This is a genomic window from Allobosea sp. (genome assembly GCF_030694325.1).
GTDB lineage: Bacteria > Pseudomonadota > Alphaproteobacteria > Rhizobiales > Beijerinckiaceae > Allobosea.
In genome coordinates, this window is sequence record NZ_JAUXYO010000269.1 from 15,093 (window position 1) to 31,590 (window position 16,498).

Below are 16,498 nucleotides of genomic sequence, written 5' to 3' on the forward strand. Positions count from 1 at the left end.
GAGCGATCATAGCGCGCCAGTGCGTATGTTACTACGGTGTATGAACGCCCATCGCCGTCGATCTCGCGGGGCGAGACCTGACGCCTCACTCGGCCTTTTCGAGGGTGATGTCGGGTGCCGTCGGCACCTTCATGCCGACGACGTGGTAGCCGGCGTCGACATGCAGGATCTCGCCGGTGATGCCGCGCGACATGTCGGAGACGAGGAACACGGCGGTCTCGCCGACCTCTTCGATCGTGACGGTGCGGCGCAGCGGCGAGTTGTACTCGTTCCAGCGCAGGATGTAGCGGAAATCACCAATGCCGGAGGCCGCGAGCGTCTTGATCGGCCCGGCCGAGATCGCGTTGACGCGGATCTTCGAGGGGCCGAGATCGGCGGCGAGGTACTGCACGCTCGACTCCAGCGCAGCCTTCGCCACGCCCATGACGTTGTAGTGCGGCATCCACTTCTCGGCGCCGTAATAGGTGAGTGTCAGCATCGCGCCGCCATCCGTCATCAGCTTCTCGGCGCGCTGGGTGACGGCGGTGAAGGAGTAGCAGGAGATCAGCAGCGACTTGGTGAAGTTCGCTTCGGTGGTCTCGACATAGCGGCCGGTCAGCTCGTCCTTGTCGGAGAAGGCGATGCAGTGGACGACGAAGTCGAGCTTGCCCCAGAGCTTCTCGACCTGCGCGAAGACGGCGTCGATCGTGGCGGAATCGGTGACGTCGCAATGGCCGACGACATGGCCACCGAGCTCCTTGGCCAGCGGCTCGACACGCTTCTTCAGGGCGTCGCCCTGATAGGTGAATGCGAGCTCGGCGCCGGCGTCGGCCGCTGCCTTGGCGATGCCCCAGGCGATCGAGCGGTTGTTGGCGACACCCATGACGAGGCCGCGCTTGCCCTTGAGGAGATTGGCGGTCGGCCGGACGAGGGCGTTGGAATCAGGCATCGGGAACCCGCAAACTTGAAAAGACGAGGCCGTCTCTTAGAGCATGGCGGCGCCAGTGGGAACCGGATTTGCCGGAATCCGGCGCCGGTGGATTACGCCGTGCGGGCCTTCATCAGTGCGGTCAGCTCGGCGTCGCTCTCCGGCATCTCGATGTCGATCGAGACGAAGAGATCGCCGACCGCGTCGCCCTCGCCCTTGAGCCCCTTGCCGCGCAGGCGGAAGGACCGGGTGGTGCCGGTCAGGGCTGGAATCTTCATCTCGACCGCACCGGTGAGCGTCGGCACATGCACCTCACCGCCGAGAACGGCGCGTGCGAGCGGCACGGGGACGCGAATGCGCAGATCGTTGCCCTCGACGGTGAAGCGCGAATCCGGCTTGACCTTGATCGTCATCAACACGTCGCCGGCCTGGCCGGAAAAGGGATCGGTCGGGCCGAGCCCACGCAGCCGCATGACCTTGCCGTCGGCGACGCCCTCGGGGATCGTGACCTCGACTTCGCGGCCACTGGGCAGCCTGACGCGTCGCGTCGCGCCGGCGGCCGCCTGGGCCAGGGTCACCTCCAGCGTGAAGCTCTGCTCCGGGGGCTTGGGGGCCTCGGCACGGGTTCGCCCCGCCCGGCGCGCGGCGTCACCGAACAGCGAGCCGAAAATGTCGGACGGGTCGAAGCCCGCGCCTGCTCCGCCGCCCGCGCCGAAGGGGTTGCCGCCTCCGCCCTGGCCGAAGTTGAACTCGAAGCCGCCGGCCCGGCCGCCGCGGCCCGCGCCCATGCCTTCGAAGCCGGAGAATTTCGGCTTGCCCTCGCCATCGATCTCGCCGCGGTCGAACTGCTTGCGCTTGGTCTCGTCGCCGACGATCTCATAGGCGCCGTTCAGTTCCGCGAAGCGGTCCTGCGCCTTCGGATCATCCCGATTGCGGTCGGGATGCAGATCCTTGGCGCGGCGGCGGTAGGCCTTCTTGATCTCCGCCTCGCTCGCCGTGCGGGCGACGCCCAGAATCTGATACGGGTCGCGCATCGATGAACCCCATGTGGCACTGGCGACCGGCCCGCCGGGACACGCGCCGGAGGCCAGCCTGATCGTCGAGCCTTATCTGGGAATGGTGTGGCCTGAGTGCAACAGCCGGCGCGGCAGATCGATGGCGCCTCAGGCGATCAGCCCGTGCCTTGCCAGGGAGCAACGTCCTTGACGGCCCATTCGCCGCCCGAAGGCCGGCAGGCGGTGCCCTGGAGCTTGGCGGGTTTCGTCTGAGTCTGGACCTGGGCGATGAAGGCGCGGCAGATCTCGTCGGCCCGCAGGAAAGGGCCGCCCACAGGAATGAAGGAGCCCTTCACGCCACTCTGGGGATTGTCCCAGGAGACGGCCGCGCCGTTGCCCTGTGGATCGAGCGCGACCGCCATCGCGCCTTCGGCGCGGCGCAAATCTTCGGGTCCGAGTTCGGAGGTCAGCGAGGCGAGGGCGCCCGGCTTACTGGCGCCGCGCGCCGGCAGCACCGAGGAGGTCGTGGCGATCTCGTCCTCGGCCTTGCTCGACAGCCCCAGGATGGGAAACGACACCGAGCAGCCGGCGCCGGCCAGGGCCAGAACCAGGGCTGCGCCAAAGCCGCGGATACGCATGACGCGGCTGCGCTGCGGAAGGCTTTGGGACGGCCGCCGGCCTGTCCTATATAGTCGCTCGGTCAGGTCCGGTATCACCGCTCGCGCTCGCCCAAACGCAGTGCTTCATTTGCCGAGGATTAGAACGTGGAACAGTTAACGAGCGGTGACTTCACCCAGGAACAGGACCCGTTCGTGCTCTTCCAGTCGTGGTTCGACGAGGCGAAAAAGAGCGAGCCGAACGATCCCAACGCCATGGCGCTCTCGACGGTCGATGCGGAGGGCCTACCCAACAGCCGGATGGTGCTGCTCAACGGGCGCGACGGCGAGGATTTCGTCTTCTACACCAACACCCAGAGCCAGAAGGGCGAGGAACTGCTCGGCCAGCCCAAGGCGGCGCTGCTGTTCCACTGGAAGAGCCTGCGCCGGCAGATTCGGATTCGCGGTGCCGTGACGGTCGTCAGCGACGAGATGGCCGATGCCTATTTCCAGTCGCGCCCGCGCGACAGCCGCATCGGCGCCTGGGCCTCGCAGCAGTCGCGCCCGCTGGAAAGCCGCTTTGCGCTGGAAAAGGCGGTCGCGATCCAGGCGGCGAAGTTCGGCGTCGGCACGATACCGCGCCCGCCGCATTGGACGGGTTTTCGCGTCAGCCCGGTCTATCTCGAGTTCTGGCGGGACGGAGCCTTCCGTCTGCACGATCGCGTCGTCTTCCGTCGCGCCCAGGTCGGCGAGCCCTGGGTGCGCGCCCGCCTTTATCCTTGAGGATCGATAGCCCGATGGCGATGCCGAAATTCGACTTTCCCAAGACCGAGCCCGGCAAGCGGCCGGTGATGCTGCTCACGGGGGCCAGCCGTGGCATCGGCCATGCCACGGTGATGCAGTTCGCGATGGCGGGCTGGCGGATCCTGTCCTGCTCGCGACAGGCCTTCTCGGACAAATGCCCTTGGCCGTCGGGGGCGGACGACCACATCCAGATCGACCTCGGCGATCCCGAGGACACGATGCGCGGCATCGCCGAGATCAAGCGTAGGCTGGCGGCCGAGGGCGGAAAGCTCAATGCGCTCGTCAACAATGCCGGGATCTCGCCCAAGGGGCCGAAAGGGGCCCGTCTGGGCGCGGCGACGACCTCCTTCAACGACTGGCACAAGGTCTTCCAGGTCAATTTCTTCGCGCCGATCATGCTGGCGCGTGGCCTGCTCGACGAGTTGACGGCGGCGAAGGGCACGATCGTCAACGTCACCTCGATTGCGGGATCGCGCGTCCACCCCTTTGCCGGCGCCGCCTATGCGACCTCGAAGGCGGCGCTGGCCAGCCTGACCCGCGAGATGGCCTCCGACTTCGGCCCGCTGGGCATTCGCGTGAACTCGATCTCGCCCGGCGAGATCGACACGGCGATCCTCTCGCCGGGCACCGAGAAGATCGTGGCGACCTTGCCGCTCGGGCGGCTCGGCCGGACGGAGGAGGTCGCCCGCGCGATCCATTTCCTCTGCACCGATGCGTCGAGCTACGTCACCGGCGCTGAACTGCACATCAATGGCGGCCAGCACGTATGATCCGGGCCGGCTGAGATGAGCGGCGACGGCGGCCAGGTCATCCGCTTTCCGGCTCCGGGCAAGGCCCCGGCGCGCCCGGTCCTGGCGGCGTCCGTGGCCGTCTTTCGCGATGGCAAGGTGCTGCTCGCGACGCGCACCAAGCCACCGGCCGACCGGCTCTGGTCGCTGCCCGGCGGCAAGGTCGAAGCCGGCGAGACCCTGGAACAAGCTGCCCTGCGCGAACTGGAGGAGGAGGTCGGCGTGCGCGCGCGCATCGTCGGCTTCAACCGCCATGTCGAGATCTTCGGGCGCGACGCGCTGGGCGCCGTCAGTCACCACTTCGTCGTCGCCTCTTTCGTCGGCGAATGGCTGTCGGGCGAACCGCAGCCGGGGCCGGAGGCCGGGGCCGTGATGTGGGCCGACCCGCTCAGGCTCGGCGGATTGCCGACGACGCGGGACCTGGGCGACGTCCTGCGGCAGGCGAGGGCAATCCTGCTCCGGGCCGAGGAGGGCGCATGAGGCGGGCGGCTCTCTGCCTGCTCGGGCTGCTGGTGACCGCGCCCTGGGGCGCCGCGCCTGCGCAGCAGCGCACTCCGCCGGCCGCGAAGCCGGCCGAGCCTGCGCCTGCTCCGGAACCGCCGCCGCCGCCCTACGAGCCGCAATTGCTGAAACTCGCCGAAATCATGGGCTCGCTCGCCTATCTGCGAACGCTCTGCGGCGGCAAAGAGGCTCAGGACTGGCGCGACCGGATGGCGGCTCTGGTCGAGGCGGAGGGGCGAACGCCCGCACGTCGCGAGCGGCTGACGAGTTCCTACAACCGCGGCTTTCGCGCCTATTCGCTGACGCACCGGGCCTGTACGGACGGAAGCCAGGAGGCGTCGACGCGGCTGGCCGCGGAAGGCGAGCGGCTCGCCCGGGCCCTGGCCGGCCGCTATGGCGGATAGGTGACAGCGCCCCGCGAACTGCGTCCGTCCGGAGGATTTGCGCGGCCGCGTTAACCTTTCCTAAAGGGGGTGGTAGCGTCCCGCTCTGGCACGCCCTATGGTTACGAACCGCACGGCTCCGGTCGTCGAGAGCCCAAACTGGCACAGTTCGCGAACAGGGCGGGCGGTGCGCGACAAGAAGCCGATCAAGCAAGCCGTAGAGTTCTCGCCTTCATGTCCATCATCTCCGACGACCTGCCGCTCGACCTCGTCTCGACCGATGACAGCCACGACGCCCGCCGCGTCGCCTACGGCTATGTCGAGGACGCTTTCGCCGAGGCGCAGCAGGATGGGCTGGACAGCGACGCGCTGGCGCATGCCGCGCTGTTTGCGGCCTTCCGAACCCTCGTCGAGACCTATGGTGAGGAGGCGACCGCCATCTTCGCGGAAGGGCTCGCCGACAAGATCCGCAGCGGGGCCTTCAGCAGCGGCACCCGTCACTGACGAATCGCCGAGTGTTGTTCCGATCGAGCGGGAACAGCTGTGGCGCTGGCCGGTTGAACTCGGGCGACAGGGCACCGACATAGAGTTTGGCGCGGTCGCGGCGAGGTTTTCATGAACAGGGTGCAGGGCGCCGCCAGTCCGGTGGTCGAGAATGCGGCGGCCGGGCGGTTCGAAATGGCGTTTCCCGGCGGACAGGCCTTTGCCGTCTATCGCCGCGACGGGGACAGGCTGGTCGTCACGCATACGGAAGTACCATCGGCGTTCAACGGCCAGGGCCTCGGCTCGGAGCTGGTGCGCGGCCTGTTCGAGCAGGCGAGGGCGAGCGGACGGAGGGTCGTGCCGGCCTGCTCATTCGTCGCCTCATGGGCGCGCCGCCATCCCGAATTCGACGACGTGTTGTCACCCCGTCGATGATCGAGACAGCGATCGCGGAAGGGCTCGGGGCATGAGGTCCGCGCCGCCCTCGTCCAGCGCGCAGCAGGATCTGCGCGCCGCTTTCAAAAGGCTCGAGCGCATGCTGCCGGCGCGGGCGGCCTCGGCGCTCCGTTGGCTGCGCCACCCGGCGTCGCGCTGGGCGCGGATTCCGGTCGGGCTCGTGCTCATCCTGGGCGGCGTGTTTTCCTTCCTTCCAATCCTGGGCGTCTGGATGCTGCCGCTCGGGCTGATGCTGATGGCGTCCGACGTCCCGTTTCTGCAGCGGCCGATGGCGCGGTTCACGATGTGGATCATCGACCGGGTCGAGCGCTGGCAGGCCAAGCGCCGCCGCTGATCTGCGCGCCAGCCTCTCCGGTTTCGACGACTGATATGCCCTTCTCAGACCCATCGACGCGCCGCGGCACGGAACATCCGATCCGACTCCTCGTTGAGCGGGCACGGCGCTCGCGCGCTTTGTCTCAATGGGGGCTGTCATGAACAGTATCATCTATCTCGTCGGTCTCGTCGTGGTCGTTCTGGCCATTCTGTCCTTCCTCGGTCTGCGGTGAGCCTGTCCCATGTCGCTCGGTTCAACTGATGTCGTCGTCGTCTCGCCGCCCGGCTCCGCAAATGCGGCCGGGTCCTATCTCGAATGGAGCCCGATCCTGGGGGGCGCGGTGCTCTCGGCCGCTATCTCCACGATCATGGCCGCGTTCGGTTCCGCGATCGGGCTTTCGCTGGTTTCGGCCGAGGCCGGGCGCTCCACCAGCATGGTCGCCCTCGCCATCGCGGGCGCGCTCTGGGCGTTGTGGGTGACGGTATCGGCCTGCGGCGCGGGCGGCTATCTCGCCGGGCGGATGCGCAAGCCCCTCGCCGACGGCAGCGCGCATGAGCGCGGCGTCCGGGACGGCGCGCATGGGCTCGTCGTCTGGGCGGTAGGGGCGCTGCTCGTCGCCGTCATCACCTCATCGTCGCTCGTGGGCGCCGCGCGCACGGCGGCGTCGGGGGTCGCAGCAGTGGCCAATGGCGCCGGTTCGCTGGTCAGCCAGCAGGCTGATCCGCTCGCGTCCGCTCTCGACACCGTCATGCGCTCGAACGGCGCCACGCCGCCGACGCAGGCCGAGCGCGAGGAAGCCTCGCGCATTCTCGTCCGCAGCCTGGCGGGTGGCAGCCTCGAACCGTCGGATCGCGAATATGTCGCCTCGCGGATGGCCGCCCGGATGAACATTCCCCAGACCGAGGCCGAACAGCGCATCGACGAGGCTTTCGCCCGGTTGAACCAGGCCAAGGAAACCGCCAGGCAGGCCGCCGAAACGGCCCGCAAGACCGGTATCATCGTCGCCTTCCTGACCGCTGCGGTTCTTCTGGTCGGTGCTGCTGCGGCTTATCTCGCGGCGATGCTCGGCGGGCGCCACCGTGACGAGGAGATCGACCTCTTCGGCGGTCGCTGAACGCTTTCCATCAGCTCATCACATCGGCAAGGGCGCCTGCGGGCGCCCTTTTCACGTCGGCGAGGAGCCGATGCCTGCAGCCACTGCTGTGGGCGCGACGGGCGCCTCGCGCCCCAGCGTGACATTGGGCTCCACGGGCGGGGGATGGGGAAAGAATGGGATCCGCTTCAGCACTAGGCGCAGCGCGTGCCAGTGGATTGCGAGCGTCACCTTCAAGGTCAGCAGCGGATGGCTCGCCAGCAGTCCCAGGAGGGCGCTGTCCGAGATGTCACGCCGCTTGCCGCTCATGGTGGCGGCGATCAGGCGCCCGTGCGCATCGGAGCCGTCGATCGAGACGGACATGGTCTCGCCCGGCGGAACGACATGGAAGCGATACTGCATGTCGAGTCCCAAGAAGGGCGAGACATGGAAGCGCTTTTCGGCCTCCTGGGCCACCATGCAGGCCTCGCCCGCGGCGGGCACGACATAGCTGTGGGTCTCGCCGAAGGTGTTGTGGACCTCGTAGACGATCGCCATCAGTTCGCCGTCACGGCGGTGGCAGAACCAGGTGCTGAGCGGATTGAAGGCATAGCCAAGGATGCGCGGCATCGTCAGCAGGCGCAGCGGGCCGCCATCGGGCTCGATCCCGGCCTGCCGGAGCAGCGCCTCGATCTGCGGGCGCAGCGGCGTGCCGCTGCGGTCGCCATAATCGGCATCGCGAAAGGCGTAGAGGTTGAAGCGGTTGCGCGAGAACCAGCGCAGGCGTCCCACGAGCCCGTCGATCTCATCGAGATCGAGCAGCATCCAGAAGACGCGATAGGCGAGCTTGTGCGCGCGGGGCCGCATCCGCAGATGCCGGACGATGCCAACATAAAGCGCGGAGGCGGCCTGGCCGGTCATGCTGCGTGGTCCAGAGCCGTGACGAGCGGCGTGCGGACGATCCTGCCGGATTCCTCGGCCACGTTCCAGGGCCGGCGCACGCCGCCGAGGTCTTCCGCCACCGCCAGGCCCGCCTGAAGGCCGTCCTCATGGAAGCCGGACCCGAAATGGGCGCCGCAGAACCAGGTGTTGCGGCCGCCCTGGAGCGACCAGAGGCGCGCCTGCGCGGCCAGAACCGGTCCGTCGAAGATCGGGTGCTCGTACATCTCGTCCCGCAGCACGGAGCCGGGCGCCAGATCGCGGGGCGGGTTCAGCGTCACGAAGAGGGGCTTCTCGGTCTCGAGGCCCTGCAGGCGGTTCATCCAGTAGGTCACCGCGCAAGGCGCATCCGGGGTCGTCCGGTCGCCGAGATGGTTCCAGCTCGCCCAGGCGCTGCGCCGGCGCGGCATCAGGGTCTCGTCGCTGTGGAGGACGGCCCGGTTGCGGCTGTAGCGGAAGGCGCCGAGCAGGGCCTTCTCATCCGCCGACGGGTCGGACAGCATCGCCAGCGCCTGGTCGGCATGGGCCGCGATCACGACATGGTCGAAGGTCCGCCTCTCCCCCTCGGCGGTTTCCAGCGCGACGCCATCGGCCGTGCGCGCGAGGCTGCGCACGGCGGTCCGGGTCGCGACCGTGCCGGAAAAGGCAGCCCTCAGCTTCTCGACATAGGAGCGGCTGCCTCCCACGATGGTGCGCCAGACCGGCCGGTGGGTCAGTTTCAGCAGGCCGTGATTGTGGTGGAAGCGGATGAAGGCGGCGGCGGGGTAGGACAGGATCTCGCTGCAGGGAGCCGACCAGATCGCAGCCGCCATGGGCAGGAGGTGGTCCTCGCGGAAAGGCACGCCATAGCGGCCGGCATCGAGATAATCGCCGAGCGACTGATGCTCGGCGGATTGGGTCAGCGCATCCTGCGTCGCCTGCGCATAGAAGCGTCGCAGGTCGCCCAGCATCGACCAGAAGCGCGGGCTGAGCAGGTTGCGGCGCTGGGCGAACAGGCCCGACAGGCTGGTCCCGCTGTATTCGAGGCGCCCCTGGTCTAGCGACACGGCAAAGGACATCTCGGTCGCCTTCGTCGCCACGCCGAGATGGGCCATCAGCGCCTTGAAGTTCGGATAGGTCGCCTCGTTGTAGACGATGAAGCCGGTGTCCACCGGTACGCTGGCCCCGCCCGTCTGCCGAACGTCGACGGTGTTGGCGTGGCCGCCCAGTCGCGGCGCAACTTCGTAGAGAGTGACGTCATGAGCCTGCGACAGCAGCCAGGCGGCGGACAGCCCGGCAATGCCGGAGCCGACGACGGCGATCTCGAGCGGTTTATGGAGGGAGCCGTGCATGAACCGACCTGTGTCGCGATGTTTCGTCACGGGTACGAACGGGGTCCGGCTTCGGTTCAGTCTTTATGAGGAGGGTGACAGATGGTAGCGCGAACCGAGAGCCGGCTTTCCGTCCCGGAGACCGGTTGCAAGGCAGGTGCTCTGATCCAGATGCGAGCGGGCTGCGTAAAGCGGTCATGTTCGCAACGCCCGCCACAGGATGCACGACACGACCTCTGGTCTCGGCCGGAGTGCGGAGAGGTTCGACCAGCGTTCCCATGGATGCAGACGCCCTTATCCAGGCCATCGCGTCTTCTGCCGACCGGCGTGCCTTCGCGCAGTTGTTCGAGCACTTCGCGCCGCGCGTGAAGGGCCTGCTGATGCGCGGTGGCACGCCGCCCGATCTGGCGGAGGAACTGGCCCAGGAAACGCTGATGACGGTGTGGCGCAAGGCCGCCCTGTTCGATCCCGCCAAGGCCGGGGCGAGCACCTGGATCGCGACGATCGCGCGCAATCTCAGGATCGACCATGCCCGCCGTGAGAAGCGCTCGCGGCTGTCGCAGGTCTATGAGATCCTGGAGGAGGAAGAGGGTCCGGAGCAGCCCGACGCGGTGCTCGCCGGGTCCGAGCGGGATAGCCGGGTGCGCGTGGCCCTCAAGGGTTTGTCGAAGGAGCAATACCGGGTCGTGGAACTCGCGTTCCTCGAGGGGTTCAGCCATCAGGATGTCGCCGAAAGGCTTTCGATCCCCCTCGGGACGGTGAAATCGCGACTGCGGCTCGCGATGGCGCATTTGCGTCGGCATCTGGAGGATCTGCGATGAACGCCCGGCATCTCGCGTCGGACGAAACCCTGGCCGGATTTGCTGCCGGGCAGCTCGATGAGGGCATGTCGCTCGTGGTCGCCGCGCATCTGGAAATCAACGCGGCCGCGGCGAAGGCGCTTCGCGATATCGAGGCGGTGGGCGGCGGCGTGCTGGCCCAAGGCGAGGCCGTGCCGATGCTGACTTCGGCCGAGGATGCGCTGGCACGGCTCGATCGCGAACCGGACGACGCGCCAGGGCCGGTCCGCGCGAGCGAGGTGGGCTTGCCGCGTGTGCTGCAGCCCTATGATCTTGGCCGCTGGCATCCGATCGGCCGGGGCGTGGCGATGCGCCGCGTGCATGTGCCGGGCGCGCAGGCGCGCGTCTTCATGCTGCGCGCGGCCCCCGGGACCTGGCTTCCCGAGCATCGCCATACGGGCAATGAGTGGACGACGATCCTCGCCGGTGCCTATGAGCATGAATATGGCCGCTTTGCCCGCGGCGACTTCGACGAGGCGAACGAGAACCACGAGCATCACCCGCATGTCGACGCAGTCGAGGGCTGTACCTGCATCGTCGCCCTGACGGGAGAGGTGAAGTTCCGCGGCTGGCTCGGGCGGCTGCTGCAACCGCTGGTGCGGCTGTGACCATCGCCTCCTTCGCCCTGGCCCTGGCGACCGTCGCGGCGCTGATGGCCGCTGCGATGACGACCGCCTGGCTGGTCGAGCGGCGCACCGGTAATTCAGGCTGGATCGACGCGTTCTGGACCTTCGGTCTCGGGACGACGGGCGCTGTAGCAGCGTCGCTGCCGTTCGGGGACGGGCCGATGGCGCGGCGCCTGCTGGTCGCGACCCTCGCCGCGGCCTGGGCGTTGCGGCTCGGGCTGCATGTCGCCTCCCGCACGCGCGGCATTTCGGACGATCCGCGCTACGCCAAGCTGAAGCGCGACTGGGGCGCCGACAAGGACCGCCAGATGTTCCGCTTCATGATGATGCAGGCGCTGGCCAGTTCGCCGCTCGCCATCGCCATCGTGCTGGCGGCGCACAACCCGGCTCCGCTGCTCGGGCTGCAGGACGCGGTCGGCGTGCTGGTCTTCGCCATCGGTGTCGGTGGTGGGGCGGTGGCCGACCGACAGCTGCGCGCCTTCGCGCGTGACCCGGCCAACAAGGGCAAGGTCTGCGACACGGGGCTGTGGGCCTGGTCTCGGCACCCGAACTACTTCTTCGAATGCGTCTTGTGGGCCGCCTATCCGGTCATCGCCATCGCGCTCTCCGGCTACGCCTATGGTTTCGTCGCCGTGCTGGCGCCGCTGGCGATGACGCTTCTGCTCACGAAGATTTCCGGAATCCCGCCGCTGGAAGAGCACATGGTCGCCAAGCATGGCGAGGCCTACCGCGCCTATCAGCGTCGCACGAGCGCGCTGCTGCCATGGCCACCCAACGCCAAAGAGGCCTGAAGCCATGGGTGTCCTGGAGAATCTTGGAGCCTGGGGTGAAAGGCTGCCGCTGCCCGACGTCGTGACCCGCGCCGGCATCGCGACGCTGGTCGGCCGCACGGATCGCAAACTGCGGCAGGCCGACGTCCAGCCGGATAGCGAGTTCGTGCGGGAGATGGCGGCCTATCCGATCGCCCAACATGCCGACGCCGCCAACCAGCAGCACTACGAGGTCCCCGCCGCCTTTTTCCAGGCAGTGCTGGGCGCCCGGCGCAAATACTCGTCCTGCTATTACGAAACGGCGCAGACGACGCTCGACGAGGCCGAGGTCAGGGCGCTCGAACTGACGCTCGATCATGCCGATCTGGCGGACGGGCAGCGCATTCTCGAGCTGGGCTGCGGCTGGGGCTCGCTCTCGCTGTTCATGGCAGAGCGGCTGCCGCGGGCCGAGATCGTCTCGGTCTCGAACTCGGCCTCGCAGCGGGCTTTCATCGAAGGCGAGATCGCGGCACGCGGATTGAGCAATCTCCGCATCGTCACCGCCGACATGAACAGCTTCGCCTGCGAGGGCGGTTTCGACCGGATCGTCTCGGTTGAGATGTTCGAGCACATGGCCAACTGGACGGAGCTTCTGTCGCGCGCCCGCGGCTGGCTTACGCCGGAGGGACGGATCTTCCTGCACGTCTTCACGCATCGCACGGCGTGCTATCGCTTCGATGTCGACGACAGGTCGGACTGGATCGCCCAGCACTTCTTCACCGGCGGCCTGATGCCGAGCCGCACGCTCGTCCACGGATTTCCCGAGCTGTTCACGGTCGAGGAAGAATGGCACTGGAGCGGCGAGCATTACCGGCGCACGGCCGAGGACTGGCTGAGCAATTTCGACCGCAATCTCGCGGTGATCGACCCGATCCTCAGTGAAGTCTACGGTTCGGATGCGGCGCTGTGGCGGCGCCGCTGGCGGCTCTTCTTCCTCGCGACGAGCGGACTGTTCGGGTATGCCGGCGGACAATCCTGGGGCGTCGGCCACTACCGGCTGCGGCCGGCCTAGAGCCAGCCCCAGCTCCGCATCGTCAGGACGCCGGCGAAGGCTGCGAGCGTCGAGATGCCTGCGACCACCGTGCCGTAGACGAGGTCGGCGATTGTGATCGTCAGCGTCCAGCGGCGCAGGGTGGCGTAGTTCGTCAGGTCATAGGTCCCATAGGCGAGCAGACCGAGCAGGCCGCCATTGACGAAGGCTGCCATCGCCGAGCCGGCCTGCAGCGCCGACATCAGGCCGAAATGGATCAGCCCGGCCGGGAAGGCGAAGTAGAACAGCAGCGCCGGTGCCCAGCGGATCCTGTCGAGCAGCACCTCTCCCAGGGTCGGCCGGTAGAGACGGCCAGCCATGACCGACAGCCAGATCACGTCGATGACGCCGAAGACCAGCAGGAAGACGAGATAACCAGCGATGAAAGTCATGACGGTCTCCGGCTGACGACGACGCTTTACGCTGACCGCCGGTCGATGGATCGCACGGCCTCGCCAAGGGCTCGCTGGGCGCTGACCTTGGCAAATCTGTTTGCCGGGCTGCAGCGTATGGAATGGAAAGCCCCGGATGGCGATGGGGGCGGCGGTCTCCCGCCTCCCACCAACGCCGAGGCCGGGGTCGCGTTCCAGCAGGGTCGGTCCGATAGCCATGACGACGAGAGAAACGCATCAGGAAACGCTGGACCGGCCGAGCCGCGACTGGAGCCTCGGGCTATCCCGCGCCTTCCTGGCGAAGCTGATGGCGCGTCTGGCGCGGGGCCGGCTGACGGTGGTGACGCCCGACGGCTCCGTCCTGGTGCAGCAGGCCCCGGAGCCCGGGCCCGAGGCGATGATCGTGCTGAAACGCTGGCGGGCGATACGCCGGCTCGTCCTGCAGAGCGACATCGGCTTTGCGCGCGCCTATTGCGACGGCGACTTCAGCAGCCCCGACATGACCGCGGTGATCGAACTTGCGGCGGTGAACGACCATACGCTGCGAGCGCTGATCTCGGGGAGCTGGCCCGCACGCGTCGTGACGCGCATGCTGCATCTCGGCCGTGCCAACACGCGCCGCGGCAGCAAGCGCAACATCACAGCGCATTACGACCTCGGCAACGCTTTCTACGCCCAATGGCTCGACGAGAGCATGACCTATTCGTCGGCCCTTTATACCCGGCCGGGACAGACGCTGGAGGAGGCCCAAGCGGCCAAGCTCGATCTCATCGTCGAGCGCTTGCAGCTCAAGGGCGGCGAGCGCGTGCTGGAGATCGGCTGCGGCTGGGGCGCCCTGGCGGAGCGGCTGGCGCGCGAAGGCTGCCATGTCACCGGCATCACGCTGTCGCCTTCGCAACTCGCCTATGCGCAGCAGCGGATCGCGGCGGCGGGCCTGTCCGACCGGGTCGATCTGAGGCTGCAGGACTATCGCGATACCACCGGGCAGTTCGACCGCATCGTCTCGATCGAGATGATCGAAGCCGTGGGCCGCGAATTCTGGCCGAGCTATTTCACGACGCTGCGCAACTGCCTGAAGCCGGACGGGAGGATCGTGCTGCAGGCGATCACCATCGAGGACAGCCGCTTCGCCTCCTATGCCAGCGGGGCCGATTTCATCCAGCACTACATTTTCCCCGGCGGGCTGCTGCCGTCGCCCACCGCGATGTGCGAGCAGATTGCCGCCGCCGGGCTGAACCTCGCCGATCGCTTCAGCTTCGGCGAGAGCTACGCGCTGACACTGCAGGAGTGGCGCCGACGCTTCCTGGTCCGGTGGCAGGCGATCGGACCGCTGGGCTTCGACGAGCCCTTCCGCCGGCTCTGGGAATTCTACCTCTGTTACTGCGAGGGCGGGTTCCGCAGCGCGGCGACCGATGTCGGCCTGTTTGCGATCACGCTCAAGGACGGGCCGGCCGACTCGGCCGTGGCCTGAGGCCGCTTCGCCCGGCGTCGGCCGGGCCTTAGCCGCCAGTCCGCGCGCCGAGAACCTTGGCGATCGCGGCCTCGATGTCCCAGGACTGGTAGGGCTTCACGACCAACGCCGTGCGATCATCCGCCTCCGCCCCTTCGACCCGCGAATGCCCGGTGGCGAAGATGACAGGCAAGCCCGGGCAAGATTCGCGGACCCGAGCGGCGAGCGCCGTACCCGACATGTCCGGCAGGCCGACATCGGTCAGCAAAAGGTCGATCTCGGTCTTCGCCAGCATGGCGAGGGCGTCGCGCGCGGTACCCGTCTCGATCACCGCGTGACCGAGATCCTCGATCATGTCGAGGGTCGCCATGGCGATCAGCGCATCATCCTCGCAGAGCAGGACCGTCAGCTTGCGATCAGGCGTGGAAGCCGGCTGCGTCGAGCGCGGGGCTTCGAGCGCCTGCCGGCGCTGCTCGGCATTGGCGAACTGATGGCGCACCTTTCGGGCCAATTGTTCGAGCGAATAGGGCTTGCTCAAGAGCTCGACGCCCTCATCCAGCCGCCCTTCATGAACGATCGAGTTTTCGGTATAGCCGGAGGTGAACAGGACCTTGATGTTCGGCAGCCGCTCGACCGCCCGGCGGGCGAGTTCGGTGCTCTTCATCGGTCCCGGCATCACCACGTCGGTGAAGAGGAGGTCGATCGGGATGCCGCTCTCGACGATGGCCAGCGCCGATTTTGCGTCGGGCGCCTGCAGAACGCGGTAGCCCAGATCCGACAGCGTTTCGATCACCGTCTCACGCACGCCCTGGTCGTCCTCGACGACGAGGATGGTCTCGGCGCCGCCGGTCACGGGGCCGCTGTCGTGGGAGGCGATATCCTCCTCCGCCTCGAGTGAGCGCGGGAGATAGATGCGGATCGTCGTTCCCTCGCCGGGCTCGCTGTAGATCTTTACATGCCCGCCGGACTGCTTCACGAAGCCATAGACCATCGACAGGCCGAGCCCCGTGCCCTTGCCCTCGGGTTTGGTGCTGAAGAAGGGATCGAAGACCTTGTCGACGATCTCGGGCGGGATGCCGACGCCCGTATCGGTGACGGCCAGCATGACGTAGCGCCCCGGAGTGACATCGGGGTGCGCGCGGGCATAGGCGCTGTCGAGTGTCGCGTTGCCGGCTTCGATGGTGAGTTTGCCGCTGCCGTTCATCGCGTCGCGGGCGTTGATCGCGAGATTCAGCAGCGCGTTCTCGACATTGCCGGGATCGACGAGCGTGTGCCAGAGGCCGCCGGCCACCACGCTCTCGATCTCGACGGTTTCTCCCAGAGCCCGCCTGAGCATCTCGTCCATGCCCCGGATCAGCTTGCCGAGGTTGATGACCTTCGGGGCCAGCGGCTGACGCCGACCGAAGGCGAGCAATTGCGAGGCGAGGCGCGAGCCGCGGGCCACGCCTTCCATGGCGTTGCGGATGCGACGCTCCGCCTGCTCGTTGCCGGCGATGTCGCGGGCAAGGAGCTGCAGATTGCCGCTGACGACCTGCAGCAGATTGTTGAAGTCGTGCGCGACGCCGCCGGTGAGCTGGCCGATCGTCTCGAGCTTCTGCGCCTCGTGCAGCTGCGCCAGCGCCGCCTGGCGTTCGTCGGTCGCTGCCTCGACGCGCTCCTCGAGCGATGACGACAGGTCGCGAAGCGCCACCATGCTGGCGCGCGCCTCATATTGACGCTGGCGGGCGCGAAGCGCGGCGCGCGCGATGCTGACCAGCGTCGTCGGGTGGAACGGCCGCTCGATGAAGGTGACGTTGCCGAGC

At 67.8% G+C, this 16,498-nt stretch carries 20 protein-coding genes; 13 read left to right on the forward strand and 7 right to left on the reverse strand.

Annotated elements, in window-relative coordinates:
• Positions 1 to 85 precede the first annotated feature (85 nt).
• From fabI to Q8M82_RS17480, 3 genes are all read right to left on the reverse strand, one after another.
• Positions 86 to 928, reverse strand: coding sequence for an enoyl-ACP reductase FabI (gene fabI, locus Q8M82_RS17470; RefSeq protein WP_305692592.1), 843 nt, complete (start codon positions 926 to 928; stop codon positions 86 to 88).
• A gap of 92 nt (positions 929 to 1,020) precedes the next feature.
• Complete coding sequence (locus Q8M82_RS17475) at positions 1,021 to 1,941, reverse strand: DnaJ C-terminal domain-containing protein (protein ID WP_305692593.1); 921 nt, start codon at positions 1,939 to 1,941, stop codon at positions 1,021 to 1,023.
• Between the two features lie 137 nt (positions 1,942 to 2,078).
• Positions 2,079 to 2,540, reverse strand: coding sequence for an RT0821/Lpp0805 family surface protein (locus tag Q8M82_RS17480; protein WP_305692594.1), 462 nt, complete (start codon positions 2,538 to 2,540; stop codon positions 2,079 to 2,081).
• A gap of 126 nt (positions 2,541 to 2,666) precedes the next feature.
• Here Q8M82_RS17480 and pdxH point away from each other — a divergent pair, with 126 nt between their 5' ends.
• From pdxH to Q8M82_RS17520, 8 genes are all read left to right on the forward strand, one after another.
• On the forward strand, positions 2,667 to 3,281 hold the full coding sequence (pdxH, locus tag Q8M82_RS17485) for a pyridoxamine 5'-phosphate oxidase (protein WP_305692595.1): 615 nt from the start codon (positions 2,667 to 2,669) through the stop codon (positions 3,279 to 3,281).
• A gap of 68 nt (positions 3,282 to 3,349) precedes the next feature.
• The gene (locus Q8M82_RS17490; RefSeq protein ID WP_305692612.1) at positions 3,350 to 4,072 is read left to right on the forward strand and encodes an SDR family NAD(P)-dependent oxidoreductase; all 723 of its coding nucleotides are present in this window, start codon (positions 3,350 to 3,352) and stop codon (positions 4,070 to 4,072) included.
• Positions 4,073 to 4,087: 15 nt separating this feature from the next.
• A complete protein-coding gene (locus Q8M82_RS17495; RefSeq protein WP_305692596.1) occupies positions 4,088 to 4,570 on the forward strand; it encodes an NUDIX hydrolase in 483 nt (160 codons plus the stop codon).
• Positions 4,567 to 4,995 (forward strand): TIGR02301 family protein, encoded by a 429-nt coding sequence (locus Q8M82_RS17500; RefSeq protein WP_305692597.1) that lies wholly within the window; start codon positions 4,567 to 4,569, stop codon positions 4,993 to 4,995. Before Q8M82_RS17495 ends, Q8M82_RS17500 begins: the two co-directional genes overlap by 4 nt.
• Positions 4,996 to 5,208: 213 nt before the next feature.
• Positions 5,209 to 5,478, forward strand: a complete 270-nt coding sequence (locus tag Q8M82_RS17505; RefSeq protein ID WP_305692598.1) for a hypothetical protein — start codon at positions 5,209 to 5,211, stop codon at positions 5,476 to 5,478.
• Positions 5,479 to 5,589: 111 nt separating this feature from the next.
• On the forward strand, positions 5,590 to 5,892 hold the full coding sequence (locus Q8M82_RS17510) for a GNAT family N-acetyltransferase (protein WP_305692599.1): 303 nt from the start codon (positions 5,590 to 5,592) through the stop codon (positions 5,890 to 5,892).
• Positions 5,893 to 5,992: 100 nt separating this feature from the next.
• Positions 5,993 to 6,247: a hypothetical protein gene (locus Q8M82_RS17515; protein WP_305692600.1), complete on the forward strand. Its 255-nt coding sequence runs from the start codon at positions 5,993 to 5,995 to the stop codon at positions 6,245 to 6,247.
• Between the two features lie 223 nt (positions 6,248 to 6,470).
• The gene (locus Q8M82_RS17520) at positions 6,471 to 7,343 is read left to right on the forward strand and encodes a hypothetical protein (RefSeq protein ID WP_305692601.1); all 873 of its coding nucleotides are present in this window, start codon (positions 6,471 to 6,473) and stop codon (positions 7,341 to 7,343) included.
• Positions 7,344 to 7,394: 51 nt separating this feature from the next.
• Here the strand turns inward: Q8M82_RS17520 and Q8M82_RS17525 are convergent, their stop codons facing one another.
• Together Q8M82_RS17525 and Q8M82_RS17530 are read right to left on the reverse strand one after the other, a co-directional pair.
• Positions 7,395 to 8,222, reverse strand: coding sequence for a DUF1365 domain-containing protein (locus Q8M82_RS17525; RefSeq protein WP_305692602.1), 828 nt, complete (start codon positions 8,220 to 8,222; stop codon positions 7,395 to 7,397).
• Positions 8,219 to 9,571, reverse strand: coding sequence for an NAD(P)/FAD-dependent oxidoreductase (locus Q8M82_RS17530; RefSeq protein WP_305692603.1), 1,353 nt, complete (start codon positions 9,569 to 9,571; stop codon positions 8,219 to 8,221). Before Q8M82_RS17530 ends, Q8M82_RS17525 begins: the two co-directional genes overlap by 4 nt.
• Before the next feature lie 257 nt (positions 9,572 to 9,828).
• Between Q8M82_RS17530 and Q8M82_RS17535 the strand changes: the two genes are divergently transcribed.
• Genes Q8M82_RS17535 through Q8M82_RS17550 form a run of 4 tightly spaced genes read left to right on the forward strand, consistent with a single transcriptional unit; the run spans position 9,829 to position 12,836 of the window.
• Positions 9,829 to 10,371: a sigma-70 family RNA polymerase sigma factor gene (locus tag Q8M82_RS17535; protein WP_305692604.1), complete on the forward strand. Its 543-nt coding sequence runs from the start codon at positions 9,829 to 9,831 to the stop codon at positions 10,369 to 10,371.
• Positions 10,368 to 10,997, forward strand: a complete 630-nt coding sequence (locus tag Q8M82_RS17540) for a ChrR family anti-sigma-E factor (RefSeq protein ID WP_305692605.1) — start codon at positions 10,368 to 10,370, stop codon at positions 10,995 to 10,997. Before Q8M82_RS17535 ends, Q8M82_RS17540 begins: the two co-directional genes overlap by 4 nt.
• The gene (locus Q8M82_RS17545; protein ID WP_305692606.1) at positions 10,994 to 11,806 is read left to right on the forward strand and encodes a DUF1295 domain-containing protein; all 813 of its coding nucleotides are present in this window, start codon (positions 10,994 to 10,996) and stop codon (positions 11,804 to 11,806) included. Before Q8M82_RS17540 ends, Q8M82_RS17545 begins: the two co-directional genes overlap by 4 nt.
• 4 nt (positions 11,807 to 11,810) lie before the next feature.
• The gene (locus tag Q8M82_RS17550; protein WP_305692607.1) at positions 11,811 to 12,836 is read left to right on the forward strand and encodes an SAM-dependent methyltransferase; all 1,026 of its coding nucleotides are present in this window, start codon (positions 11,811 to 11,813) and stop codon (positions 12,834 to 12,836) included.
• Here Q8M82_RS17550 and Q8M82_RS17555 read toward each other — a convergent pair.
• The gene (locus Q8M82_RS17555; RefSeq protein ID WP_305692608.1) at positions 12,833 to 13,246 is read right to left on the reverse strand and encodes a DUF2177 family protein; all 414 of its coding nucleotides are present in this window, start codon (positions 13,244 to 13,246) and stop codon (positions 12,833 to 12,835) included. The two genes, Q8M82_RS17550 and Q8M82_RS17555, sit on opposite strands and share 4 nt — an antisense overlap.
• 217 nt (positions 13,247 to 13,463) lie before the next feature.
• On the opposite strand from Q8M82_RS17555, the gene Q8M82_RS17560 reads away from it, so the two are divergent.
• On the forward strand, positions 13,464 to 14,717 hold the full coding sequence (locus Q8M82_RS17560; RefSeq protein ID WP_305692609.1) for an SAM-dependent methyltransferase: 1,254 nt from the start codon (positions 13,464 to 13,466) through the stop codon (positions 14,715 to 14,717).
• Between the two features lie 28 nt (positions 14,718 to 14,745).
• Here the strand turns inward: Q8M82_RS17560 and Q8M82_RS17565 are convergent.
• A partial coding sequence (locus Q8M82_RS17565; RefSeq protein WP_305692610.1) for a response regulator occupies positions 14,746 to 16,498 on the reverse strand: 1,753 nt, incomplete at its 5' end.